Annotated in this window: 26 protein-coding genes and 1 pseudogene; 11 read left to right on the plus strand and 16 right to left on the minus strand. The window is 73.2% G+C overall.

What is annotated here, in order from left to right:
* Positions 1-39: 39 nt before the first annotated feature.
* Complete coding sequence (locus ACGF0J_RS16515) at positions 40-366, minus strand: branched-chain amino acid transporter permease (protein WP_393146461.1); 327 nt, start codon at positions 364-366, stop codon at positions 40-42.
* Entirely contained in the window at positions 359-1,108 is a 750-nt protein-coding gene (locus ACGF0J_RS16520; RefSeq protein ID WP_393146463.1) for an AzlC family ABC transporter permease, read from the minus strand. Before ACGF0J_RS16520 ends, ACGF0J_RS16515 begins: the two co-directional genes overlap by 8 nt.
* An 80-nt stretch (positions 1,109-1,188) precedes the next feature.
* On the opposite strand from ACGF0J_RS16520, the gene ACGF0J_RS16525 reads away from it, so the two are divergent.
* The gene (locus ACGF0J_RS16525) at positions 1,189-1,629 is read left to right on the plus strand and encodes an Lrp/AsnC family transcriptional regulator (RefSeq protein WP_393146465.1); all 441 of its coding nucleotides are present in this window, start codon (positions 1,189-1,191) and stop codon (positions 1,627-1,629) included.
* Between the two features lie 174 nt (positions 1,630-1,803).
* On the opposite strand, the gene ACGF0J_RS16530 is transcribed toward ACGF0J_RS16525, so the two are convergent.
* From ACGF0J_RS16530 to ACGF0J_RS16550, 5 genes are all read right to left on the minus strand, one after another.
* Positions 1,804-2,358, minus strand: a complete 555-nt coding sequence (locus ACGF0J_RS16530; protein ID WP_393146467.1) for a calcium-binding protein — start codon at positions 2,356-2,358, stop codon at positions 1,804-1,806.
* A gap of 181 nt (positions 2,359-2,539) precedes the next feature.
* Positions 2,540-2,728: a DUF4236 domain-containing protein gene (locus ACGF0J_RS16535; RefSeq protein ID WP_393146469.1), complete on the minus strand. Its 189-nt coding sequence runs from the start codon at positions 2,726-2,728 to the stop codon at positions 2,540-2,542.
* 64 nt (positions 2,729-2,792) lie between these two features.
* Positions 2,793-2,993 carry a DUF4236 domain-containing protein gene (locus tag ACGF0J_RS16540; protein WP_393146471.1) on the minus strand — a complete coding sequence of 67 codons (201 nt, stop codon included), beginning with the start codon at positions 2,991-2,993 and terminating at the stop codon, positions 2,793-2,795.
* 174 nt (positions 2,994-3,167) lie between these two features.
* Positions 3,168-3,962 (minus strand): Clp protease N-terminal domain-containing protein, encoded by a 795-nt coding sequence (locus ACGF0J_RS16545; protein ID WP_393146473.1) that lies wholly within the window; start codon positions 3,960-3,962, stop codon positions 3,168-3,170.
* Between the two features lie 223 nt (positions 3,963-4,185).
* Positions 4,186-5,931 carry a right-handed parallel beta-helix repeat-containing protein gene (locus ACGF0J_RS16550; RefSeq protein WP_393146475.1) on the minus strand — a complete coding sequence of 582 codons (1,746 nt, stop codon included), beginning with the start codon at positions 5,929-5,931 and terminating at the stop codon, positions 4,186-4,188.
* 53 nt (positions 5,932-5,984) lie between these two features.
* Here ACGF0J_RS16550 and ACGF0J_RS16555 point away from each other — a divergent pair, with 53 nt between their 5' ends.
* Positions 5,985-6,908 (plus strand): TetR/AcrR family transcriptional regulator, encoded by a 924-nt coding sequence (locus tag ACGF0J_RS16555; protein WP_393146477.1) that lies wholly within the window; start codon positions 5,985-5,987, stop codon positions 6,906-6,908.
* Positions 6,909-6,983: 75 nt separating this feature from the next.
* Here the strand turns inward: ACGF0J_RS16555 and ACGF0J_RS16560 are convergent, their stop codons facing one another.
* The 3 genes from ACGF0J_RS16560 to ACGF0J_RS16570 all read right to left on the minus strand — a co-directional run bounded on the left by ACGF0J_RS16560 (position 6,984) and on the right by ACGF0J_RS16570 (position 8,675).
* A complete protein-coding gene (locus ACGF0J_RS16560; RefSeq protein WP_393146479.1) occupies positions 6,984-8,102 on the minus strand; it encodes a S1 family peptidase in 1,119 nt (372 codons plus the stop codon).
* 163 nt (positions 8,103-8,265) lie between these two features.
* On the minus strand, positions 8,266-8,403 hold the full coding sequence (locus ACGF0J_RS16565; protein WP_393146481.1) for a hypothetical protein: 138 nt from the start codon (positions 8,401-8,403) through the stop codon (positions 8,266-8,268).
* Positions 8,400-8,675 carry a hypothetical protein gene (locus tag ACGF0J_RS16570; RefSeq protein ID WP_393146483.1) on the minus strand — a complete coding sequence of 92 codons (276 nt, stop codon included), beginning with the start codon at positions 8,673-8,675 and terminating at the stop codon, positions 8,400-8,402. Before ACGF0J_RS16570 ends, ACGF0J_RS16565 begins: the two co-directional genes overlap by 4 nt.
* Positions 8,676-9,630: 955 nt before the next feature.
* Between ACGF0J_RS16570 and ACGF0J_RS16575 the strand changes: the two genes are divergently transcribed.
* Positions 9,631-10,842, plus strand: a complete 1,212-nt coding sequence (locus tag ACGF0J_RS16575; RefSeq protein ID WP_393146485.1) for a cytochrome P450 — start codon at positions 9,631-9,633, stop codon at positions 10,840-10,842.
* Between the two features lie 61 nt (positions 10,843-10,903).
* Complete coding sequence (locus ACGF0J_RS16580) at positions 10,904-11,665, plus strand: ankyrin repeat domain-containing protein (protein WP_393146487.1); 762 nt, start codon at positions 10,904-10,906, stop codon at positions 11,663-11,665.
* A gap of 7 nt (positions 11,666-11,672) precedes the next feature.
* On the opposite strand, the gene ACGF0J_RS16585 is transcribed toward ACGF0J_RS16580, so the two are convergent.
* On the minus strand, positions 11,673-12,092 hold the full coding sequence (locus ACGF0J_RS16585) for a helix-turn-helix transcriptional regulator (protein ID WP_393146489.1): 420 nt from the start codon (positions 12,090-12,092) through the stop codon (positions 11,673-11,675).
* A 288-nt stretch (positions 12,093-12,380) separates the two neighbouring features.
* Here ACGF0J_RS16585 and ACGF0J_RS16590 point away from each other — a divergent pair, with 288 nt between their 5' ends.
* Positions 12,381-12,725 carry an STAS domain-containing protein gene (locus tag ACGF0J_RS16590; RefSeq protein WP_393146491.1) on the plus strand — a complete coding sequence of 115 codons (345 nt, stop codon included), beginning with the start codon at positions 12,381-12,383 and terminating at the stop codon, positions 12,723-12,725.
* Positions 12,726-12,736: 11 nt separating this feature from the next.
* Here the strand turns inward: ACGF0J_RS16590 and ACGF0J_RS16595 are convergent, their stop codons facing one another.
* Positions 12,737-13,516, minus strand: a complete 780-nt coding sequence (locus ACGF0J_RS16595; protein ID WP_393146493.1) for a protein phosphatase 2C domain-containing protein — start codon at positions 13,514-13,516, stop codon at positions 12,737-12,739.
* Positions 13,517-13,548: 32 nt separating this feature from the next.
* Entirely contained in the window at positions 13,549-13,980 is a 432-nt protein-coding gene (locus tag ACGF0J_RS16600) for a hypothetical protein (RefSeq protein ID WP_393146495.1), read from the minus strand.
* A 169-nt stretch (positions 13,981-14,149) separates the two neighbouring features.
* Here ACGF0J_RS16600 and ACGF0J_RS16605 point away from each other — a divergent pair, with 169 nt between their 5' ends.
* From ACGF0J_RS16605 to ACGF0J_RS16615, 3 genes and pseudogenes are all read left to right on the plus strand, one after another.
* Positions 14,150-14,665 (plus strand): universal stress protein, encoded by a 516-nt coding sequence (locus ACGF0J_RS16605; protein WP_393146497.1) that lies wholly within the window; start codon positions 14,150-14,152, stop codon positions 14,663-14,665.
* 329 nt (positions 14,666-14,994) lie between these two features.
* Positions 14,995-15,887: pseudogene (locus ACGF0J_RS16610) on the plus strand (serine hydrolase domain-containing protein); the annotation flags it as partial.
* 57 nt (positions 15,888-15,944) lie between these two features.
* Entirely contained in the window at positions 15,945-16,373 is a 429-nt protein-coding gene (locus tag ACGF0J_RS16615) for a DUF3471 domain-containing protein (RefSeq protein WP_393146613.1), read from the plus strand.
* A 50-nt stretch (positions 16,374-16,423) separates the two neighbouring features.
* Here ACGF0J_RS16615 and ACGF0J_RS16620 read toward each other — a convergent pair whose 3' ends face one another.
* From ACGF0J_RS16620 to ACGF0J_RS16630, 3 genes are all read right to left on the minus strand, one after another.
* Positions 16,424-17,629 (minus strand): MFS transporter, encoded by a 1,206-nt coding sequence (locus ACGF0J_RS16620; protein WP_393146499.1) that lies wholly within the window; start codon positions 17,627-17,629, stop codon positions 16,424-16,426.
* Between the two features lie 47 nt (positions 17,630-17,676).
* Positions 17,677-18,777, minus strand: coding sequence for a glutamate--cysteine ligase (locus ACGF0J_RS16625; protein ID WP_393146501.1), 1,101 nt, complete (start codon positions 18,775-18,777; stop codon positions 17,677-17,679).
* A gap of 71 nt (positions 18,778-18,848) precedes the next feature.
* Entirely contained in the window at positions 18,849-19,196 is a 348-nt protein-coding gene (locus tag ACGF0J_RS16630) for an anti-sigma factor antagonist (protein WP_393146503.1), read from the minus strand.
* A gap of 246 nt (positions 19,197-19,442) precedes the next feature.
* On the opposite strand from ACGF0J_RS16630, the gene ACGF0J_RS16635 reads away from it, so the two are divergent.
* The 3 genes from ACGF0J_RS16635 to ACGF0J_RS16645 all read left to right on the plus strand — a co-directional run bounded on the left by ACGF0J_RS16635 (position 19,443) and on the right by ACGF0J_RS16645 (position 22,282).
* The gene (locus ACGF0J_RS16635) at positions 19,443-19,856 is read left to right on the plus strand and encodes a hypothetical protein (protein ID WP_393146505.1); all 414 of its coding nucleotides are present in this window, start codon (positions 19,443-19,445) and stop codon (positions 19,854-19,856) included.
* Between the two features lie 181 nt (positions 19,857-20,037).
* The gene (locus ACGF0J_RS16640; protein WP_393146507.1) at positions 20,038-21,003 is read left to right on the plus strand and encodes a hypothetical protein; all 966 of its coding nucleotides are present in this window, start codon (positions 20,038-20,040) and stop codon (positions 21,001-21,003) included.
* 433 nt (positions 21,004-21,436) lie between these two features.
* Positions 21,437-22,282: a nitroreductase/quinone reductase family protein gene (locus tag ACGF0J_RS16645; protein ID WP_393146509.1), complete on the plus strand. Its 846-nt coding sequence runs from the start codon at positions 21,437-21,439 to the stop codon at positions 22,280-22,282.
* Positions 22,283-22,293 lie beyond the last annotated feature (11 nt).

Genomic DNA, 22,293 nt, shown 5'->3' on the forward strand with positions numbered 1-22,293 from the left:
ACGGCACGGCGAGGAGGGTCAGCAGGGCGGCGAGGGCGGTCAGAAGGCGTTGACGAGGACGACGTAGACGGCGGTGCCGATCCCGACGCTCAGGATCGAGCGACGTCCGCAGGCGAGGTGGACGCCCGCGGTGACGGCGACCGCGAGCAGGGCGTACGGCGCGGTGTGCGGTTCGGCGGCGACGGCGCCATGCAGGGCGGTCACGGCGAGGATCGCGAGGATGCCCACCGGCATCCACGCCGACAGTTGCCGCACGGTCTCCGAGGCGCGCAGCGGTCGCAGGATCGCGAACGGGACGGCGCGCAGGGCGAGGGTGACAGCGAAGACGATCGTGATGACGGCGACGAGGTAGGGGGTGTCAGGCATCGGCCGGCTCCGGGAGGGGTCGGCGGGCGGTGAGCGCGTGGCGGGCCAGCAGGAGGGCGACGAACATCAGCAGCGCGGTGAACATGGCGACGTCAGGGGTGGCGATGAGCGCGACGGTCACGCTGGCACCGGCGAGCAGCACGGCGGGGATCTCGCCGCGGGAGCGGAACGCGTCCAGGGTGAGCACGGTGAACAGGGCGCACAGCGCGAACTCGAGGCCTTTGATCGGCCCGGTCAGGACGGTGCCGATGGCGACCCCGGCCAGTCCGCCGCCGACCCAGTAGGTGTGGCAGGCGATCTGCATCGCCAGCATCCGGTGCGCCGAGCGCTCCGTCTCGGGCAGGGAGGCGTTGACGGCGTAGGCTTCGTCGATCATCGCGTAGACGGCGTACGCCTTCGCCACCGGGTTCCTGATCAGGTGCAGGGGGAAGGAGAAGGCGTAGAACACGTGCCGGAAGTTGACCACCAGAACGGTCAGCGCGACGGCGGCGAGCGGCGCGACGGTGGCCGTCATGCCCACGAGCAGCAGTTCCACGGACCCGGCGAACGCGGCCAGGGACAGGGCGGGAGCGAGCCACCAGGGGAGGCCGGCCTGGACGACCAGCAGGCCGAGGGCGATGCCCAGTGGGAAGATCCCCAGCCCGGCGGAGAAGGAGTCACGCACGCCCGCGGCGATCCGCTGCCGTGGGGTGATCGGGGCCCACAGGGGCGCGGCGATCTGGGGAGAGATGTCCGGTTGCACCTCACTATGGTCTCGCAGAAGCGGCGCCATATGGTTGCATATATTGCTCACCCAGCCTGTCGTACGGCAATGTTGTCCGCATGGATGCGCTGGACCGAGCAATCATCGCCGAGCTGGAGCGGAACGGGCGGGTGACGAACGTCGAGCTGGCCCAGCGTGTGGGGCTCACCGCCGGGCCGTGCCTGCGGCGCGTCCAGCGGCTGGAGGCCGAGGGTGTCATCCGCGGATACCGGGCGGTCATCGACCCCGCCGCCGTGGGCCGTTCCTTCGAGGTTCTGATCGACCTCACCCTCGACACCCAGGACGCGGAGACCGTCAGGCACTTCGAGCAGACCCTGGCCCGGGCCGAGGAGGTCATCGAGCTGCGCCGGCTGTTCGGCAGTCCGGATTACTTCGTGCGCGTGGCCGTCGCCGACCTGGCCGCCTACGAGTCCTTCCTCAGCCGGCACGTCATGACGATCCCCCGCGTCAGGGGCATCACGTCCCGCTTCACGATGAAGAACGTCAAGCCGGCCCCCTGAGAGCGTCGATCCGCCGGTAGAGGTCGTCCTCGACTTCGGCGACCCGGGAGGGTCAGGCACTTCGAGCAGACCCTGGCCCGGGCGCTGACGCAGGTGCACCGCCTCCGGCGGGTGGGGCCGCGACGAACGGTGGACCGCCCCTGCCGGTCCGTCCGGCGGGGGCGGTCCGGGGGCCTACAGCTCGCAGTTGCTCTCGATCTCGCCGTCGCAGCGGTCGGTGTCGGCGCCGCCGTTCAGCGTGTCGGTGCCGATACCGCCGCTCAGGCGGTCGTTGCCCAGGCCGCCGTTGAGCTTGTCGTCACCGAAACCACCGAACAGGATGTCGGCGCCGGAGCCGCCGCTGACGTTGTCGAAGCCGTTGTCGCCGGAGAGCGTGCTCGGCAGCTTCGTGTTGTTGCGGATCGCGTCGATGCCGTCCCCCGCGAACACGTCGACGCGATCGATCCCACCGGCCGGGCACCGCGCCGTGCCACCAGCCTGCGCACATCCCGGACCGGCCGCGACCGAGCCGAGCGTGTTGCTGATGGTGACCACGGTCCCCGCCGCGTTGAGGTCGATCTCGATCCCGTCGTCGGCGGAGCTGCCGTTGACGAGGATCCTGCCGCTGTCGAGCTGCGCGGTGACGGTGGCCGCCGACGCCGGTCCGGCGAGCGCCACGGCGCCGGTGACGAGTCCCAGGGCCAGTCCTGCGCCGGCGAACATGCGACGACCCGTGCTGATGCTGAACATTTCGATGGTTCCCCTCGATGGTGTGTGTTCCGGACCCCTGGAACACTGTGAGGGAGCCCCGTCCCCCGCTCATCGCACAAGGACGCACTGGCCGGGTGTACTCCTGCGTTGACCGGGGCCCTGCCTGTCCGCGCGAAGAGGGGACCGCGGACATCCGCGGCCCCCTCTTCGGTGAGCGGTGTCAGGAACGGCCGCTCGTGGTCTTGCGCCAGTGGAACCCGCCCGGCAGGTTGACCGAGAGAGTGCGCCGGCCGTCGGCGTTGCGGGTGACCCGGAACAGGCGGTTGCCCCAGCTGTGGCCGACGCCGCCCCGGGAGAGGTTCAGCCGAAAAGGCCCCATCTTGATCGACTTCCGGTAGCTCCAGCCCATCGTTCTTCCTCCAGTGAGTACGGAACGACGACCAGCTACCCCGGAAAACCGAGATATATCGGGTTTAGTAATGGCGGTAGCGCCCACGGCCGAACGACTTTCCCACGTGGAAACCACCGGGCAGGCGTACGGACACGTGACGGCGGCCGTCGGGGGTCGTGGTCACGTGGAACTTCCGGCCGCCGAAACTGTGGCTCACCCCGTGCCTCGACAGGTTGATCCGGAACGGCCCCACTTTGATTGACTTGCGGTAGTGCCAGCCCATGTCGCCTCCTCCTGCCCGTGCACGTCGTACGACGATTCCCCCGGGACAACGAGCGGGCGGCAGGTACGGTTCCGCGGCGGTCACGCCACGATCGCCACCAGGAGCGCGATCACCAGGACGTGGTGGAGGGCCGCCGCCCGCAGCCGGGCGTCCCTCATGACGGCCCGCACCGGCTCAGTCCTCGGCCGGCAGACCGGCGTGCCGTTCCAGGCGCTCGATGCGCTCGGTGAGCGGCCGCAGCTCGGCGCGCAGCGCCGCCACCAGGCCCGCGGGCACGGCGGCGGCGCCCGCACCGGGCTCTCCTCCCGCCTCCCCGCCCGTGGCGCCCGGCCCGGCCTGGGTCTGGGCGCGCAGGTGCACGTAGCCGGCCAGGGCTGCCACCACGGCCCGGCGGACCGGTCGCGGCTCGGCCCCGAGGGCGCGCAGCGCCTGCCCGGCGGTGCCGTCGGGCTCGGCCGCCAGCCCCAGCAGCAGGTGCTCGCAGCCGATGTAGTTGTGGCCGAGCGAGGTCGCCTCGGTGACGGCGAGCTCCAGCGCGGCCGCGGCCGGCGCGCTGAGCCGCAGCCCGTCGCCGTCCGCCGGGGTGTCCGCCTCGGCGGCGGGCTGCCGGGCGAGCTCTCGCTCGGCGGCCCGTGGCTCGATCTCGATCGCGCGCAGCACGTGCAGGGCCAGGTTGGTGCCCTCGGCCAGCAGGCCGCCCAGCAGGTGACCCGTGCCGACCGCCGGCGAGCCGTTCGCGCGGGCGCGCTCCACGGCGAGCTTCAGCACGACCCGGGTGCGGGCCGTCATGTACGCCAGGGAGCCGGTCGGCTGGTCGAGATCGAGATCGCTGAGCGCGGTCTGCCGGATGGCGGTGATCCGCCGCACGGCCTGCTCCAGGGCACGCTGGCAGACCGCGGAGACGGGCACGCCGGCCTCCTTGACCGCCTCGGCCAGGTCGTCGGGCAGGTAGACGTTGATCTTCGGCATAACCCCGATAGTAACCCCTCTTGGGGTTATGTGAAAGGATGTTCGGGGCGCCGTGAAGGACGAGGATCGGCCACATCGGCCGGTACGTGCTCCACAGGTATGCGCCTGGTACGCGGACGGCCTGACTCCGCAGGCGGCCACGGACCCGCGGGAGCTCCTCGTGGAGGACATCCGCCGCGCCCTCCACGAGGAGCTCCCTCCGATCACGGCCCTGCCCGCCGGGTCAGGACGCGGCGACGCCCCGGGGGGTGCGCAGGCCCGCACGGGAGCGGAGGTGCGCCGTGGCGGCCGCCAGCTCGGCCTCGCCGGCGAGCGTGGTGTTGCCCTCGTAGACGACGCCGGCCGGCGGGGCGTCGGCGCCGACCGGGTCGGCGTCCCAGAAGTTGCCCCGGTAGACGACGTGCTCCAGCGGCGGGTACACGTGCAGGATGGCCGTGCTGTCCGCACGGGCCACCACGTTCTCCTCGATGGTGACCCAGGACGCGCCGTAGTCGGCGTACAGCCCGAAGTTGTACGGCGTACGCGTGTCCTCGATGACGTTGCCCCTGATGACGGCGCCGGCGTCGGACGAGTCGCCCTGCGGTCCCGCCAGGTAGACGCCGCCGCCGTCGGCCAGCGCCGCCATCGTCCCCGCTGTGCGGTTGCGCAGGATGCGGGTGCCGCGGCCGGATCCGGCGACGATGCCGCAGTGGGGTACGTCGGTGACGTGGTTGTGCGCCACGGTGCATCCGTCGGTGTCGGTCAGTGCGATGCCGGGGGAGCCGGGGTAGTCGAGGCCGGTGCGCCGCACCAGGTTGTCCTCGACCAGGACGGCACGGCCCCCGCTGACGACGACGCCGCCGGCTGCCAGGGTGTCGAAGTCGCAGCCGCGCACCGTGACGTCCGTGCCGCCGGTCACGCCGAGCCCGGTGGCGCCCAGCCGGGTGAAACGACACTCCTCGATCCGCACGCCCGAGACCTCCACGAGCGTCACGCACGCGGGGATCGTCTCGGTCTCGCCGGGCACGGTCACCGACGCGCCCTCGCCGAAGGCGACCGTGCTGACCGGACCGCCGACGTAGAAGCCGCTCCCGTGGTAGTGCAGGAACCCGTCGGGGCCGCTCGGCCGCAGCCAGGTGGCGTCGGCGAACGTCAGCCCGCGGAACGTGACGTCGCGGGCCCCGTTGACCCGTACCAGCGTCTCCAGGACGGGCGCGACGACGCGGGTGCGGTCCGGATGTTCGCCCGGCCGCGGCAGGTAGCGCAGGACGTGGTTGCCGGGGCGCGAGCGGTCGAGGACGAACGTGCCGGGCTCGGTGAGGAACGCGGCGTCGTTCTCCACCCGGGTCGGCAGGCCGGGGCCGCGTGAGGTCTGCCCCTCCCAGGTGGAGTTGTAGAGGTCCAGGGCCCGGCCGAACGCCGGCTGGACCATGGTGATCACCGTCTGCCCGGTGCCGTCCCGGGACACGGAGGCGACGCCGATGCGGGCCTCGGTCCACGGGTAGACGCCCCGGTGCACGAACTCGACGTCGGCCGGGCTCGGCCAGTCCAGTGGCGCCGTGCTGTCGGTCGTGTAGCCGGTCTCGGTGATGGTGACCTCGCCGGGCAGGCCTTCGATCCCGGCCCGTTCGGCGCGGCGGCCGTCGACGTGGAGCTGGCGGGTGTCGAGGTCCCCGACCTCGGCCGACCAGACGCCGTCGCGCTCCTGCCAGCCGGAGATCGTCCGGCCGCCGCTGACCACGACGTCCTCCTGCCCGGGCGTGCCGTGGCCGAAGGGCTCGTAGACGACGCGGTGGCCGTCCCGGCCGGAGTCGGCCTCGGTGAGCTCCAGTGGCGCGGCGAGGAGGTGCGTGCCCGCGCGCAAGCGGACGACGATCTCGCCGGTGAGGTCGCGGGCGGCGCGGCGGGCGCGGTCGAGGGTGGCGAACGGCTGCTCCAGCGTGCCGGACGCGGAGTCGTCCCCGTCGGGGGCGACGAACAACTCGGGCATGGGGGTCCCATCCGTTGGAGGTTTATGGTGTACACAAGGTATATACCATAAACATGGTGAGAAACGAGTCGGCCGATCCCGACCGCGTGGTGGAGCTGCTGTGGCGCCGGCGGGCGGACGAGGAGCCGAGGGCGGGGCTGAGCCTGGACCGGATCGTCCGGGCGGCCGTGGAACTGGCCGACGCCGAGGGGCTGGCGGGGCTGTCCATGCGGAAGGTGGCCGACCGCCTCGGGTTCACCACCATGTCGCTCTACCGGCACGTGTCCGGCCGCGACCAGCTCCTCGACCTGATGTGCGACGCGGTGATGGGCGAGCTGACGGACGAACCGTCCGACGCGCCGGGCGACAGGGCGGACCGCACGGTGGACGGCGGGACGGGCGGCCGGGTGGGCGGTCCGGGGGAGGGCGGGTGGCGCGCGCGGCTGGAGGCGTGCGCGCGGCGGAGCTGGGAGCTGTGCCGGCGCCATCCGTGGCTGGCCGAGGTGCGCGGCTCCCGCCGCGTGCCCGGTCCCAACGGCGTCGCCCACTACGAGCGCATGCTGGCCGCGGCCGACGGCGCAGGCCTGGCCCCGGCCGAGGTGGTCGCCGTGGTCGGCCTCGTCTCCCGTTTCGTCGACTCCGAGGCGTCGCTGCTGGTGGAGGCTGCCGAGACCGAGCGCAGCAGCGGCGTGAGCGAGGAGGAGTGGTGGGGTGCGCGTGAGACGCTGTTCGACCGGCTCGACGGCTACCCGACGATCACCCGGCTGTGGGAGGCGGGCGGCTACGACCGGCCGGTGGACCCGTTCGAGTTCGGCCTGGCACGGCTCCTGGACGGCGTCGAACTGCTCGCCCAACAGCGTTACGAAAGCCGTGACGAAAGTCGGGGATGTTTGGAGTGCGGCGCCCCTGTCGAGCCGCCCGCGTCCGGACGGCCCCGCGCCTACTGCTCGCCGGCCTGCCGCCAGCGCGCCTACCGGCGGCGCAGATCGGCTCCGTGACGACGGCGCGCACAAGTGCAGCGTGCCCGGCGATGACCGGACACGCTGCGGAGGGAGGGCCCTGCCGGGCCGGGGTCAGCCTGTGGTGAGGGTCAGTCCGTAGACGCTCAGGATCTCGTTGACCGGCTGGTGGTAGGTCGTGCCGCCGACGCTGCAGTTGCCGGAGCCGCCGGAGGTCACGCCCTGGGCCTGGCTGCCCGAGATGAACGAGCCGCCGGAGTCACCCGGCTGCGCGCAGGCGCTGGTGCGGGTCAGGCCGTAGACACTGCCCTGCGGGTAGGTCACGGTGGCGTTGTGCTGCTGGATGATGCCGCAGCGCCAGCCGGTGGTCGAGCCCGACCGGCAGATCGAGGCGCCGACCGAGGCCTGCTGCGAGCCGCGCACGGTCACCATCGCACCGCCGGAGCCGCGCACGTAGGGCGTCGGGGTGTTGCCGGGGGCCGCGACCCAGGCGTAGTCGTTGCCCGGGAACGACGAGCCCTGGAAGGTGCCCGTCGGGTTGGTCGTGCGGGAGCCGGTCCGGCCGCAGTGCCCGGCGGTGACGAAGCCGGGGGTGCTGCCGCGCGTCACCGAGAAGCCGACGCTGCACCGGCTGGAGCCGATGTAGTAGGCGCTGCCGCCGATGATGTTGATGAACGGCTGCGGCTTCTCGTCGCTCACCTGCACACGGACCAGGTTGCGGTCGACGCGGGCCGCCGTCGCCAGGGCGTCACCGGCCTCCTGGGTGGGGGCGTTGACGACCACGCTGTTGGTCGTCACGTCGACGTACCACAGCGTCGCGCCGGTGCGGGCCCGCTCGGCGACCCGGTCGAGCTGACCCTTGATCGCGTTGAGCTGCTCCAGTGAGCGGGCGACGACGACCGGCGAGGCGCCCTGCGCCTCGATGCCCGGCGCGGCGGCCGCGTCGGTGGTGGCGACCATCAGCTTGGAGGCGTCCTCGTTCAGCCACGCGCCGCCGAACGACGAACCGAGCGTGGTGCTGAGCCGCGACTCCGCCGCGGCGGCGCGCTGCTCGTTGGCCAGCCGCTGGACGGCCTGCTGCTCGGAGATGCCGAGGTCGCGCTCGAGTGCGTCGATCATGCCGGGTGGGGCGGTGGCCTGGGGAGCGGGGTCGGCGGCGGCAGGGGTGAGGGGGGTGGCCAGACAGGCGGCCATGATGGTGGCGCCTACCAGGCCCATGCGCTTACTCCACATGTGCACTCCTTTGTGGGGGGTGCTGTCAAGTTATCGGCTGGTAGGAATCCGGCTAGATGTCAAAGGTCATCTATTACGGTGTTATGGACGCGGGGTCGAGGGCGCGCGCCGTGGCCCTAACCCGCCGACCTCGGAGTTCGCCCGATGCCGGATCATCGTACGATCATCCGGCTACGATCCGTTGGACCTCGCGCACCAGCGTGGCGGCGCGCGAGGCCCCCACGCCGATCTCCCGCTCCGACGTCCCGAGCCCGCCCAGCCCTTCCCGCCGCACCCGGCTCCGCCCGCGGGGTGTGGTCACGGGGTGACGTAGAGGTGGCAGGCGCGGGCCAGCAGGGGGGCGGTGGTGAAGTTGTCCTCGCACCACTGGTGCAGCAGTCCCGGCCGGGGCCCGCGCGAGGAGGCGCGGGGGGCCGGACGGCCCTCACCGGCCCCGGCCGCGCCTGCGGTCCCGCCGGAACGCTGTCCGGGGGAGGCCGGTCGCCGGTCCCCGGCCACCGGCGAGCGGCGCGGCGAGGTGTCCCGCGACGACGTCTCGCGACCGGTCCCCGGCCTGGGGCGGTTCGATGTCATGTCGCCGGTCCCCGGCCTGGGGCGGTTCGGTGTCATGTCGCCCGTCTTTGGTCTGGGGCGGTTCGGTGTCATGTGGCTGGTCCCCGGTTCGGGGTGCCGCGGTGTCATGTCGCCTGTCCCCTGTCCGGGGGGTCGCGGGGTCCGGTCCCCGGTCCCCGGCCCGCCTCCGGTCCGTACGTGCCCACGCGGTCCGGCCAGGTGCCGCGTCCGCGCCTCCTGCCGCCTGGCCCCGGCGCCCTCGCGACGCCCGGCCGTGTCGGGCGCGCGGCCCTCGGCCGGTCCGGGCACGCCGGGTGCGCGGCCCTCGGCCGGTCCGGGCACGCCGGGTGAGCGCCCCTCCCTCCGTCCGGCCGCGTGCTCGGATCGCGAGGTCCGGGCCCGTCCCGCCGGGTGCCGCCCCAGGGGCTGCGGCCCCGCGCCCTCGACGGCACGAGGCGCGGACGCCCCGCTCCCGGTACGTGGCCCGGTGGCTCCCCCCGGCACTCCTCGATCCGCTTCGTGGCCGCGCGTACCGGCGTCACCCGGGGCCGGTGCCCGGTCGGCGGCGAGCGCTCCCGGACGGCCGGTCGGGGAGGGTGCGGCCGCGACGCCGCCGGAGTCCGCGCCGCCCGGCCCGGTCAGGCCCAGCCACGCCCCCAGGAGCACCGCCGACCCCATGACCAGCAGCACCAGCACCGTGGCGCGGTCCATCCCCGGCGGTGGGCCCGGCTCGTACTCGGGGAACGGCGCGACCGGCACGGCCCGGCGGAACGCCGACGGCGGCCTGTCGTCAGCCCGCTCATGCTTCTCCAGGTCAGCCATATCGCGCTCATTATGGGCGAGGGCACGGTGCAGGTCCCCGGCTTTGCCCCGCCTTGCCCTGCGCGAGTCGCCGCATCCACTTGACCAAGCGCTCGCTTGATAGTTGGATCGGGGAGGGCGCAGTCCGTAGGCCAGCCGACATCTCCGGAGCACCATGAAGATCGACCTTCTTGAGGACACCTGGGAACGCGAAGTGCCGCACGACCAGTTCGCCTGGCTGCGCCGCAACGCCCCGGTCCATTGGCACGAGGTCCCCGACGACACCGGGTTCTGGGCAGTCACCAGATACGACGACGTCAAGGCGGTCAGCCGCGACACCCAGACCTGGTCAACCCAGGTCGGCACGGCGTTCATCCGCACCCAGACGCCGGAGTTCATCGAGGTGGCCGGGCTCATGCTGCTCAACATGGACCCGCCCAAGCAGACCCGCTACCGGCGGCTGGTCAGCGCCGGCTTCACGCCGCGGACGATCGCCCGGCTGAAGGACAGGGTCCGGGAACGCGCCGAGAGGATCGCCGACACCGTGCGGGAGAAGGACGGCGAGGTGGAGTTCGTCACCGACGTCGCCGAGTACCTGCCGCTACAGATGATCTGTGACCTCGTCGGCGTTCCCGAGGAGGACCACGCCAAGATCTTCGAGTGGTCCAACCGCATGGTGGGCTTCCAGGACCCCGACTTCCGCACCACGTTCGAGGACGGCGAGATCGCCGCCGCCGAGATCTTCGCCTACTGCGACGGGCTGGTGGACGAACGGCGCGAGCGCCCGCGCGACGACATCCTCACGGCCCTGGTGCAGGCCGAGATCGACGGCGACCGGCTCACCCGTGAGGAGATCGACGCCTTCTTCGTCATCCTGTGCGTCGCAGGCAACGAGACCACCCGCAACCTCATCGCACACGCCATGCACGCCCTCATCGCCCACCCGGACAGCTACCGCGAGCTGGCCGCCAACCTCGACGACGAGGACCTGTGGCGCACCGCCACCGAGGAGTTCCTGCGCTGGGGGTCGTCGATCCACAACTTCCGGCGCACCGCGACCCGTGACACCGAGCTGCGCGGCCGGCGGATCGCCGAGGGGGAGAAGGTGGTCACGTTCTACATGTCCGCCAACCGGGACGAGGACGTCTTCCCCGACCCGTACACCTTCGACATCCACCGCACCCCGAACGACCACGTGACCTTCGGCGGCGGGGGGCCGCACTTCTGTCTCGGCGCGAACCTCGCCCGGCTGCAGATCTCCTGCATGATCAGGGAACTGCTCCGCCGCTTCCCCGCGGCCGAGCACACCGGGCCGGTGCGCAGGATGCGCTCGGACTTCATCAACGGCATCAAGCACATGCCGCTGCGCTTCACCATCGGCGCCTGACCGTCGCCGGCGGACGGAAAACCGGTGGACCGGCGGCGGGGCCCCCACCCAGACTGGCCCGATGACCGGAGATCGACTGGTGACGGCCGTGGCCACCGGCGCGGCCGCGACGGTGGGGCGGCTGCTCGGCCGGGGCGTGTCCGCCGACACCCCGGACTCGTACGGCAGCACGGCCCTCTACCGGGCAGCCGTCCAGGGTGACGCCGGGATCGTGCGGATGCTGCTCGCCGCCGGCGCCGACCCCGACCGGGAGAGCGGCGGAGACGGCGAAGGGCTGCCCCTGTGCGGGGCCGCGAGCTGGGGGCACGTCGAGGTGGTCCGCGCCCTGCTGGACGCCGGCGCCGATCCGGACCGTCGCGAGGCCGCCGGCGCCGGCGGGGTGACCGCCCTGTTCTGGGCCGCGTCGAACGGGCGCCTGGCCGTCGTGACGGCCCTCCTGGAAGGGGGCGCGGACCCCGACCCGGTCGGGCATGCCGGGCGCACGCCCCTCTCGCACGCGGCCGAGAAAGGGCTGGCCGCCGTGGCCGGGGTGCTGCTCGAACACGGCGCCGACCCCGCCGTGGCCGATGACCGCGGGTTGCGCCCAGCCGACCTGGCCCGGCGCCACGTAGGGCACGACCTCGAGGCCGGGCTGCGTGACGGGGCCGTGGAGCACGCCCCGCCGGGAGCGCGGGTGACGCTCCGCCGCGAGCGGGGGGAGGGCGGCGACGAGCGGCTGGTGGCCGAGGTTCGCGACGCGGCCGGGGATCCGCGTTCGGAACGCTGGATCGGCACCGGTCACGCCGAGGTGGTCCGCATCCTGGAGGCCGGGCGGGCTTCGTGACCCGCCCTCAGCGGGAGACCGCGGCAGGTCCGTTCGTGGCGCGGTCGTCTGTGGCACGTTCGTCCACGGCAGGTGCCCGTACGGTGGTCGTGTCGGCGAGGGACCGGTGCCCGGTGGGCGCGCCCGCGGTGTCGCGGTGGGTGAACATGTCGATCAGCACCTGTACCGGCATGTTCGCCTCGGTCGGATGCCGGAAGTGCTGGGCCGCGTCGATCGTGTAGTGGTTGCGTCGCCCCACCCGCACGGGATCGAGATAACCCGCCTCCCTGAGGTCGGTCACGATGCCCTGTGCGGCGCGCTCCGTGATGCCGATCACGGCGGCGATGTCGCGCACGCGCACCTGCGGGTCACGAGCGATCTCCAGCAGCACGCGGGCATGGTTGGTGAGAAAGGTCCAGCGCGGCCGGTCATCAGCGATCTTGCTCATGCAGCTCACTCCCCGGTAGCCCCCGGCGGGCTCCGTCATCCGCCGGGACGATCCACGGAAGATTTTATAGCGAAAATTCTTTCCTGTATTCTCTTACACGCCTAACCTTAGGGGCTACACCACCCATTGCCAAGAAGAGTGATCGCAAGCGCGAAGGACGATCGCATGTGCCCAGCAGTTCGCGTCATCGCCCTCACGTCCGCCCGCTGCCCCCGCACCGCGCGGTGAGTCGTGAGGAGCCGCGCTTCTGAGCTCGACCAGCAGCATCGCGACCGGGGAGGCGACGACATGCTCGACAGTGCCGGGCCGGCGCGCACCGACGGCCGTGGCGGGGTCCAGCGGGTGCTCCACGCCGACGGCCTGCTCCGCGTCGTCCTCGACGGCCCACCCGGACAGGCGGTGGTACACCTCGTCGGAGAGGCCGACACCACCAACAGCCGGGCGCTCGGCCGCGCTCTCGCCGACGCCCACCAGCGGGAGCCCGGCCTGACGATCGACGCCGGGCGGCTGTCGTTCGTCGACGTCTCGGGAGCGCGCACCCTGCTCGGCTTCGCGCAATGGACCTCCGTCCCGGTCCGCAACGTCTCCGACCAGCTCCGCCGGCTGCTGACGCTGCTGGACGTGACCCTCTGACGGGTGGCCCCTCAGGCGCCCCGCCGCCCGTCCCCGGCCGGAACGATCGAGATCCAGACGGCCGTCGCGTCGTCGTGCGGCTTGCCGTGGCCGGGGGTGCCGTGCGCCGACTCCGCCTCGCGCACCTCCGCCAGCAGGTGGGCCGGCCCGTGCGCGGCCGCCGCCGTCATGAGCTCTTGCCAGCTCCGCCCGTACCATTCGATCAGCCTCGTGACCCCGTCGGTGAACATGCCGACCGCCCGCAACCCGGCCACCGGCACCGACCCGGTCAGCGCCTCGAACGCCGCCCCGGGGTCCGTCCCGGCCACCCAGAAACCGCCTCTCCGGTTGCGCAGCGACGCGACCAGGTCCAGCGGGTACGGACGCCCGCCGGGCAGGCGGGCGGTGCGGTCGTCGTCGACGACGGTCAGCATGCCGTTCGTGTGCAGCACGCCGATGGGGGAGTCGCACAGCACGAGGTAGTCCAGGTGCTCCCCGGCCTGGCGGACGATCGCGACGGTGGACGACGGCGCGTGCGGGTTGCCCAGGTCGCAGGCGCCCCCGTGCGCGTCCATCGTCGCCGCGATCGCCCGGGACAGCGCCTCAGGCAGCGGATCACCGGCTTCCATCGGCTCCACCAGCGACCGGGCCAGCGTCCGCACCAGCCAGGGAACCCCGTGCCCGCACCCCGAGTCCACGCCGCGCGGGGCCGTCGCGCCGTCCAGTACCGCCACCCACGCCGGCCCCGCGATCACGTAGTCCTCGTTGACGCCGCCGGGAGCCGGAGCGGTGGCGTACGTGACGTGCAGCATCGATCTCCTCGTCGGTGGCGTGCGGCAGGGGGTCAGGCGGGCTGGTCCCAGATGCTCGCCGTGCCGGCCCGCTCGCTCAGGGTGCCGTCGACGGCGGCGACGGCGTTGTCCAGGTCGTCGGTGGCGATGACGACCTTGACGCCGCCGAAGACCGTGTAGGCGAGGTCGATGTTGACGTTCGCCTCGGCGAGTTGCCGGGTCAGCTCGCCCAGCGTGCCGGGACGGTCGTCGATGTCCACCACCAGCACCTGACGCTCGTCGGCGATTCCCATCCCCGCGCCCTGCAGCGCCTGCCGGCAGCGGGCCACGGCGTCGTCGTCGAGGAGGAGGTGGACCACGCCCTTGCCCTCGCCGGTGAAGGCGGCCAGGCCCCTGATGTTCACGCCGGCCTGGCCGGTGACCTGCCCCAGGCGGGCCAGCTCTCCCGGTCTGTCGTTGAGGATGACTGCCAGATCCGTGGACATCGCCCTTCAATCCTCTCACCGGGGCCGACATAGGACAATCCGCAGGTCGGTCCGCCTTTCACCGGCTGCGCCGCGCATTGGCGGAGGAATCGGTGCGGAGGTCGTAAGCCCCTAGTAAAGGGGCAAAACGCCTCTCACTGCCCTGGCCGGGACGGGGAACCATGAGTTCATGGAGGATCGACGCATCGTCGTGGGCGCGGACGGCACGCCCGGCTGCGCGGACGCCCTGCTGTGGGCGGCCGGAGAGGCGGAGCGGGCCGGGGCGCGGCTCGTCGTCGTGCACGCGTGGGACGCGCCCGGAGAGCGGCAGGCCCCGTACGCGCCGCCCGCCTGGCACGACGACCTGCCGTACCGGCGCGCCGGCGCCGCCGCCGTCCTCGACCGGGCGGTCGCGCTCCTGCGCGACGCCCATCCAGGTCTCCGCGTCGAGCGGCGGCTTCTCACCGGGCGCCCGGAGGTCACGCTCGCGCGGGCCGCCCGGGGCGCCGCGCTGCTGGTGTTGGGCTCGGCCGCCCACCATGCCGGTGACGGCAGGCTCGGGATGGTGCTGCTGTCGTGCCTGCGCTGGCCACCGTGCCCGGTGACCGTCGTGCCCTCCCGCTCGGGCCGGCCGTCGCACGCCGGCGTCACTCCAGACGCCCGGCTGCTCCAGTACGCGGGCGCCGGGGACCACGAAGCGCCGTGACAGGACCGCCCGGACGGCCCGGACCGCCCGGATCGTTCGGGGCGCGGGGCACGGCGGTCGTCGCCGTGGTGGCGGCGCTGCTGCTCGCGGCGTGCGCGGGCGCCGGTACGGCGGCCGGGCCGGCCGGCGTACGCCCCACCCCGCCGGACCGCTCACCCGGCGCACCGGCCGGTCCGCGGACCACCCCGCGGACCACCCCGCGGGAAACCCTGCCGGCGGCTCCGCCCGCCCAGCCGCCGCCCTCGCTCACCCGGGCCCGCGTCGATGCCGCCGTGGCCCGTCTCGACGGCGTCGTCCGCGACACGATGGCGAGGACCGGAGTGCCCGGCATGTCGGTCGCCGTCGTGCACCGGGACCGGGTCGCCTACCTCAAAGGGTTCGGCGTGCGCCGGGAGGGCCGCCCCGGCGCGGTGGGCCCGGACACGCTCTTCCAGCTCGCCTCCCTGTCCAAGCCGCTGGCCTCCACCGTCGTCGCCGCCGTCGCCGGGCGCGGGACCGTCGCGTGGGACGACCCGGTGGTGCGGCACGATCCGGGGTTCGCGCTGGCCGACCCGTGGGTGACGCGGCACGTGACGCTGGCCGACCTGTTCGCCCACCGCAGCGGCCTGCCGGACCACGCCGGTGACCTGCTGGAGGACCTCGGCTACCGCCGCGGCTACATCCTGCGCCACCTGCGTGACGAGCCGCTGTCCCCGTTCCGCGCCCGCTACGCGTACACCAACTTCGGCTTCACCGCCGCGGCGCTCGCCGTGGCCCGGGCGCGCGGCACGAGCTGGGCGGACCTGTCGGCGCGCACCCTGTACGAGCCGCTCGGCATGACCGCCACCACCTCGCGTTTCGCCACCTACGAGCGGACGGCCGACCGGGCCGTGACCCACGTCCGGGTGGGCGGCCGCTGGGAGGCCGGGCCGGGCCGGTCCGCGACCCGCAGGCCCAGGCGCCCGCGGGCGGGGCCGCCTCGACCGCCCGCGACCTCGCCGCGTGGATGCGGCTGCAACTCGGCGGCGGCACGTTCGAGGGCAGGCGGCTCGTCGAGCGGGCGGAGCTGGCGCGGACGCACCTGCCGCACATCGTCTCGGCGCTCCCGCGGGCCCCGTACGGCCGGGCCGGCTTCTACGGGCTCGGCTGGAACGTGGACTACGACGAGCTGGGCCGGCTGCGGCTCAGTCACTCCGGCGCCTTCGAGCTGGGCGCGGCCACGGCGGTGACCCTGCTGCCGTCCGAGGGGCTCGGCATCGTGGCGCTCACCAACGGCCAGCCGGTGGGCGCGCCGGAGACCGTGACAGCGGCGTTCCTGGACATCGCGCAGCACGGCAGGCCGACGGTCGACTGGCCCGCCTTCATCGGCGGGGTCGTCGCCGGTCTGGGGAAGGAGGGGCGGCCGGCGACCGACTACGCCCGCCCGCCGCCGGACGCCGCGCCGGCCCGGCCGCCGGCCGCGTACGCGGGGACGTTCGGCAACGGCTACTACGGCCCGCTCACCGTCACGCGCGAGGGCGGCGGGCTGGTGATGCGGCTCGGCCCGCGGGGGGCGCGCCGCTTCCCGTTGCGTCACTACAGCGGTGACACGTTCGCCTACAGGACGCGGGGAGAGAACGCCTCCGGCCTGTCCGGCGTCCGTTTCGTGGCAGGTCGCGGCGGGACGATCACCCGCGTCATCGTGGAGAGCCTCGACCGCACCGGCCTCGGCACCTTCACCCGCCGCTGACGGCTCCCCGACCGTCGGCCGGGGCCACCCGCCCACAGGCGCGCCGTACCTCAGCCCGCCGGCCCCCGGTCCACCGGCAGCCTTCGCGCGGCGACGGCCACGCAGCCGAGCCCGAGCGCCGTCACCCACAGCACCCCGGCGGCCCCCAGCCCGGCGGCGACCAGCCCGGCCGCGCCGGGGATGAGCACCTGGCCGGTACGGTTGCCGACGAGCCGCAGCGACATGGCCCGCCCGCGCAGCCCGGGCGGTGCGGCCTCGGCCAGCCACGACATGGTGAGCGGCTGTCCGACCCCCAGCCCGAACCCGACGACGAGCAGCAGCACAGCCAGCGCCCACAACGGCCACGGCAGCGGCACGAGCAGCAGCCCCAGCGCCGCCGCGATCGTGCTGCCCACCAGGAGCCTGCGCCGGCCGACGGCGCGCGACAGCCGGCCGAGGAAGAACCGCGACACCATGGACGCCACGCCACGCACGACCAGCAGCAGTCCCACGGTGCCCGAGGCGAGCCCGCGCTCGGCGCCCAGCGCCGGCAGGTAGACGATCGTGACGTCCAGCGCCGCCAGCACGACGCAACTGGTCGCCAGGGCCCGGCCGAGGCCCGGCAGCCGCAGCAGCGAGCGCAGCCCCGCCGCGCCGCCGCCCTCCTGCGCGCTGCGGGGCGGGCTGCCCGGCAGGAACGCCGACAACACGATCAGCGCCACGCCCAGCAGGCAGCTCCACCGGAACACGCCCTCGGTGTCGGGGATGGCCTGCCCGCCGCCGAACGCGGCGATCAGCCCGGGGCCGGCGGCCTGCCCGAGGGACGCGGCGAAGGTGTAACGGCCGAAGGCGGTGTCGTAGCCGCCGCGCGCGGTGGTGTTGGCGACCAGCGCCTGCTGGGCGATGACGCAGCCGAGATGCCCGGTGCCGAGCAGCACGCCGGCCAGGACCAGCCCCGCCACGCTGTGCCCCGCCACGACGAACGCGACGCTCGCCGCGGCGAACAGGACGGCACCGGCCACGGCCATTCGCCGCTCGCCGTAGCGGTCGGCGCCGTGCCCGGCGGGAATGGCGAGCACCAGCGGCGCGATGGCGAAACTCGCGCCCAGCAGGCCGAGCCAGGCGGCCGGGACGTCCAGCTCGATCGCCCGGTAGGACATGACGGGCCGCAGCACGAAGGTGAGCGCCTGTGTGCCGACGGCGTGCGCGAGCAGCACGGCCGTGCCCGCCCCGCGCCGCCCGTCGCCGGGCAGCGGCGCTCTTCCGCCCTGGCTCACCCGTCACAACGTATCGGAAGGCGGCGAAGCCGCCGCGCGGCGGGCGGCTACGTCCCCGATCGGGTTTCGGCGAGCAGGAGGTCCACCACGTCGGTCATCCGGCCGTGGCGGGCCAGGGCGCGGCGCTGGCGTTCGGCCGAGCTGCCCCGGGCGAGCGCCGCGCCGGCCAGGTCCGAGACGAGGTCCCAGTCGCCGGCCGCCTCCAGCCACGGGCGCAGGCCGTCCACCATGCCGCGCACCACCTCGGCCGCCGGCCGGGGCTCGCCCGCGTCCGGGTCGACCAGCTCGCCTTCCAGCCCGGAGCGGGCGGCCTGCCAGGTCGCCGCGCGGACCGGTTCGAGCGGCACCTCGTACTCCCGGTCACGCAGCACCGCCTCCAGCTCCCGCGCCACCACCGCCCGGAACAGCCCGGCGATGAGCACGATGTCGTCCACCAGCGGGCAGGAGTCGCTGACGCGCAGCTCCACGGTGGGGACGTGCGCGGACGGCCGGACATCGAAGTAGATCATGCCCGGGTCGGTGATCACGCCGGACCTGACGAGCCCCTTCACCATCTGCTCGTAGTCGGCCGCGGTGGCGAACCTGCTCATCGGCCCCGAGGTGGGCCAGCGCCGCCACACCAGCGTGCGGTAGCTGGCGTAGCCGGTGTCCTGCTCCATCCAGTACGGCGAGCTGGCGCTGAGCGCCAGCAGCGGGGACAGCCAGGGGCCGACCCGGTGCGCGACCAGGACCGCCAGGTCGCTGTCCTCGATCTCGGCGTGCACCTGTGTCCCGCAGATGAGCTGCTCGCGGGTCAGCACCTGGTAGTCGTCCAGCATCTGCTCGTACCGCGGGTCGGGGGAGACCTTCATCCGGTCCAGGTCGCCGAGCGGCACGCTGCCCGCCGCGGCGATGCCCAGGCCCAGCTCGTCCGCCGCCGCGATCACCGTGCGGCGCAGGCCGGTCAGGTCGCGCGCCAGTTCCTCCAGGGTGGGGAACGGCCTGCTGTTGGCCTCGACCGCCGAGCGCAGCAACTCCTGGGTGAAGCGGTCCTTCGGCAGCCTGTCCAGCAGGTCGCGGGATCGGGACACCAGGTGCCGGGTCCCGGCGTCGACGATGTGAAACTCCTCCTCCACTCCGACCGCGATGGTGCCCGTGGGGTTCGTCATGGGGGCCGCTCCGAAAGTTGTTCTGTTCAAGGGTGAACGACAACTCCCCTGAAAACGGCCTGACGAACCTGTTATGCGGCCGGGACCGGCGCCTTGACGTGGGAACCTGGCACGTGCAGGTGATCGTCGAGGCCGGCCGCGGCCAGCAGTCGTTCCACCGCGGGGGAGCGGCGGGTCAGGCGGACCGTCCCGCCCTTGTCCTCCATCGCCCGCCGCACGCCCACCAGGACGCGCAGCCCGGAGCAGTCGATGAACTCCACCTCACCCAGGTCGAGGTAGAGGGAGGAGACGGCCGGATGCTCGACGGCGTGGTCGAGGGCGCTGCGGAACGCGTCGGCGGTGGCGATGTCGATCTCGCCCCGAAGGCGCACCTCGGCGTGCCCGGTTCGGGTCTCGACGGTGACGGACAGCGGCTCCATCGCATCCTCCCAGCCTGGATCGACAGCGCTGCATTGCTCGCGAATGCGGCGATAGCAGGCAGGCCACCACATCCCTCGCTCAGCTGTCGCCCCCGCCCGCGTAAAATCTCCGTCTTCGCGTACGACGAGGACGAGGAGCACAAAAGCTCCCCATCACAACATTTACCTCAGCAAAAGCCGCAAACGCACCCATATCAGTACTGTCGTGGCAGGGGTCCGGCCCATCGTCTTGCGAGGAGATTCGCCATGACCTATCAAGCGCGGCAGCAGCACGTCACCGGCTGGGTCGGCTGGGTGTGGTTCGCGGGCATCATCCTGATCCTGTCGGGCCTGTTCAACGCCATCTCCGGCCTCAACGCCATCTTCCACCGCGACGTCTACGTCCAGACGGCCGGCAGCCTGCTGGTGCTCGACGTCACCGGGTGGGGATGGATCCACCTCCTGTTCGGCGTGCTGCTCATCGCCACCGGCATCGCGGTCAGCATGGGCCAGACGTGGGCGCGCGCGGTCGCCGTCGTCCTCGTCATGCTCAACGCGCTCACCCAGCTCACCTGGATCTCCGTCAACCCCTGGTGGTCGCTCGCCGTCATCGCGGTGGACGTGCTCGTCCTGTACGCGCTGATCGTGCACGGCAGCGAGGCGAAGGAACTCGCCGGCTGACCCGTCACCCTGGCGCGGCCCGTGGGCAGGGACCGCGAGATCGGGGAGACCGGGACGCAAGGGCTGTCCGGACGGGGCTTTCCGAAGTACCGTTCGGTTGTCGCCGGTAGCCGGACCACGCCCCGCCGTACCCCACCTCATGCGCGGCCGGGGGACGAGCCGGGGCGCCGAGGAGGCCAGCATGGTGTCGATGCAGGACATCGCCAAGGAGGTCAAGGCGACCGCCGAGATCATCGACACCGTGTCCAGAATCCTGGCCGACGCGTCACGCTCGGCGGTGGTCGAGGTGAACAACGCGACGAGCCGCACGCTGCGCCGGTTACGCACCGCCCACGCGCACGGCGCGTTCGCGAAGCTGCCCGCCGACTCCATCGGCCCCTTCCAGTCCGACGTCTTCGGCTCCAAGAGCAGTGAAGGGGGCATCGCGACGGGAACGACCGGGCTCGTCGTCTACGGCCTCGACGACGAGGGAACGGCGCTCAAGATCTCGTGGGTGGTCCCCTTCATCGGAGGCAACGAGGCCAGAGCCGAGGTGACGGGCCCGAACGCCGGCTGGTACGTGTGCCGGGGCGAGATCCCGGGCGGCAACAAGAAGGTGGCCGCCCGCTTCGCTATAGGGGAGAACGCGACGCTCGGCCCGCGCGTCCCGGACTGGCGCACCTGCGGGGAGTGCAAGGCGCTGGTGTTCGCGCTCGACGCCGGCCGCTGCCCGGGCAAGGTGGCGCGGGGGCGGCGGCCCCCGATCGTCATAGGCGAGGACGGCCGGTTGCTGGACGAGCCCGGCTACGGCGCTCACCAGGCCGCGGGGCTCGTCTTCCGGTTGCCGTTCGGTGTCCCAGGGCCGAACCGCGAGTCCGGATGGCGCAAGTGCGTCCGGTGCAAGGCGCTCTTCTTCGACGGGTTCGAGGGCGAGAAGGGCGTCTGCCCGAAGTGGTCGGCGCCGCGGCCGGGCCACGTGGCGGAGGTGGGCGGGCACGACTTCTTCCTGCCGTTCGACATGCCCGTCAGGGCCGGGCAGCAGAACGACTGGCGCTTCTGCGACCGGTGCTTCGTGCTGTTCTACTGGCCGCACAACGCCGACGGCGACTGCGCGGCCGGGGGGAGACACCACCCGCACCCCTTCAACTACGTGCTCGACCAGCTCTGAAAGCCCGGTCAAGCGGGATGGGCGCACGCCGGCGTCGCGGCCCGCGCCCTGAAGTCCGGCTGGGTCGCTCCGATCGGCACCGCGTGCCGGCGGGCGGCGGAAACGATGTTGCCGGGTCATGCCGCCACGGCTAGGGTGGACGACGTGACTGCCGGGTCGGCCATGGGCCAAGAGCGAGTGGGGCACCCGGCCGCGTCGTGATCCCGCGGCGGGCCCGCGGCCCGCCTGCCCGCACGAGCAGCCGCCTGCGCCGCGCCCTTCCGGCGCGTTCCTCCCGAGGCCGCGCCCCTTCCTGGCGAGCCCGTCCTCCTGACGTCCGGCTCTTCCCCCCTTTTTCTTCCTGCCCACGCCACGGCCCGCACGGGCCCCGTGGTGTGCTTCGCCCTGCCCGCGAACGGCTTCGCGGCATCCTGAACCGGAGAACACGACACCCATGCCCGCAGATTTCAACCAGCAGATCATCGAGGAGTTCCGCGCGAACGGCGGACGGGTCGGCGGCCCGTTCGAGGGAGCCCGGCTGATCCTGCTGACGACCACCGGGGCCCGTTCCGGAGCCCCGCACACGACCCCGCTCGGCTTCCTGCCCGACGACGGGGGACGCATCATCGTCATCGGCTCGGCCGGCGGCTCGCCGAAGCACCCCGACTGGTTCCACAACGTGCTCGCCCACCCGCGGGTGACGGTCGAGAACGGCGTGTTCACCTACGAGGCCGAAGCAGTCGTCCTCGACGGCGCCGAACGCGACCGCGTCTTCGCCCGCGCCGTCGAGGCCGACCCCGGCTGGGCCGACTACCAGGCCGGGACGGACCGCGTCATCCCGGTCGTGGCGCTGACGGAGGTGCCCGCCGCCGGACCGCCGAACATCAACGCCCCGTCGTTCGGCGCGGCGCTGAAGGCCATCCACGACGCCTTCCGGCGCGAGCTCGCCCTGGTGCGCAAGGAGGTCGCCGCCGCCGGGCCGGGCCTCGGCGCGCAGCTCCGGATCAACTGCCTGACCGTCTGCCAGGGGCTGCACCAGCACCACACCCACGAGGACGAGGGCATGTTCCCGGCCCTCGCCCGGCAGCACCCCTCGCTCGCCCCGACCCTGGAACGGCTCGGGGAGGAGCATCGCAGAGTGGCCGCCCTCCTGGAGGAGCTGCAGGCCGCCGTCTCCGGTGACGCCCCCGACCCGCTCCGGGTGGCGGCCGAGGTCGAACGGCTCGCCGACGAGCTGGAACGGCACCTCGCCTACGAGGAGGAGCAGCTGATCCCGATCCTGGACGGCGCGGCCGGCTGACCCGGCGGCCC

The sequence above is a fragment of the Nonomuraea sp. NPDC047897 genome (genome assembly GCF_043204415.1).
Taxonomy (GTDB): Bacteria; Actinomycetota; Actinomycetes; order Streptosporangiales; family Streptosporangiaceae; genus Nonomuraea.

Coding starts and splice junctions, on each gene's coding strand:
- ACGF0J_RS16515 (WP_393146461.1), bottom strand. CDS start 366: ATGCCTGACACCCCCTACCTCGTCGCCGTCATCACGATCGTCTTCGCT.
- ACGF0J_RS16525 (WP_393146465.1), top strand. CDS start 1,189: ATGGATGCGCTGGACCGAGCAATCATCGCCGAGCTGGAGCGGAACGGG.
- ACGF0J_RS16530 (WP_393146467.1), bottom strand. CDS start 2,358: ATGTTCAGCATCAGCACGGGTCGTCGCATGTTCGCCGGCGCAGGACTG.
- ACGF0J_RS16535 (WP_393146469.1), bottom strand. CDS start 2,728: ATGGGCTGGAGCTACCGGAAGTCGATCAAGATGGGGCCTTTTCGGCTG.
- ACGF0J_RS16540 (WP_393146471.1), bottom strand. CDS start 2,993: ATGGGCTGGCACTACCGCAAGTCAATCAAAGTGGGGCCGTTCCGGATC.
- ACGF0J_RS16545 (WP_393146473.1), bottom strand. CDS start 3,962: ATGCCGAAGATCAACGTCTACCTGCCCGACGACCTGGCCGAGGCGGTC.
- ACGF0J_RS16550 (WP_393146475.1), bottom strand. CDS start 5,931: ATGCCCGAGTTGTTCGTCGCCCCCGACGGGGACGACTCCGCGTCCGGC.
- ACGF0J_RS16555 (WP_393146477.1), top strand. CDS start 5,985: ATGGTGAGAAACGAGTCGGCCGATCCCGACCGCGTGGTGGAGCTGCTG.
- ACGF0J_RS16560 (WP_393146479.1), bottom strand. CDS start 8,102: ATGTGGAGTAAGCGCATGGGCCTGGTAGGCGCCACCATCATGGCCGCC.
- ACGF0J_RS16570 (WP_393146483.1), bottom strand. CDS start 8,675: ATGACATCGAACCGCCCCAGGCCGGGGACCGGTCGCGAGACGTCGTCG.
- ACGF0J_RS16575 (WP_393146485.1), top strand. CDS start 9,631: ATGAAGATCGACCTTCTTGAGGACACCTGGGAACGCGAAGTGCCGCAC.
- ACGF0J_RS16580 (WP_393146487.1), top strand. CDS start 10,904: ATGACCGGAGATCGACTGGTGACGGCCGTGGCCACCGGCGCGGCCGCG.
- ACGF0J_RS16585 (WP_393146489.1), bottom strand. CDS start 12,092: ATGAGCAAGATCGCTGATGACCGGCCGCGCTGGACCTTTCTCACCAAC.
- ACGF0J_RS16590 (WP_393146491.1), top strand. CDS start 12,381: ATGCTCGACAGTGCCGGGCCGGCGCGCACCGACGGCCGTGGCGGGGTC.
- ACGF0J_RS16595 (WP_393146493.1), bottom strand. CDS start 13,516: ATGCTGCACGTCACGTACGCCACCGCTCCGGCTCCCGGCGGCGTCAAC.
- ACGF0J_RS16600 (WP_393146495.1), bottom strand. CDS start 13,980: ATGTCCACGGATCTGGCAGTCATCCTCAACGACAGACCGGGAGAGCTG.
- ACGF0J_RS16605 (WP_393146497.1), top strand. CDS start 14,150: ATGGAGGATCGACGCATCGTCGTGGGCGCGGACGGCACGCCCGGCTGC.
- ACGF0J_RS16625 (WP_393146501.1), bottom strand. CDS start 18,777: ATGACGAACCCCACGGGCACCATCGCGGTCGGAGTGGAGGAGGAGTTT.
- ACGF0J_RS16630 (WP_393146503.1), bottom strand. CDS start 19,196: ATGGAGCCGCTGTCCGTCACCGTCGAGACCCGAACCGGGCACGCCGAG.
- ACGF0J_RS16635 (WP_393146505.1), top strand. CDS start 19,443: ATGACCTATCAAGCGCGGCAGCAGCACGTCACCGGCTGGGTCGGCTGG.
- ACGF0J_RS16640 (WP_393146507.1), top strand. CDS start 20,038: ATGGTGTCGATGCAGGACATCGCCAAGGAGGTCAAGGCGACCGCCGAG.
- ACGF0J_RS16645 (WP_393146509.1), top strand. CDS start 21,437: ATGCCCGCAGATTTCAACCAGCAGATCATCGAGGAGTTCCGCGCGAAC.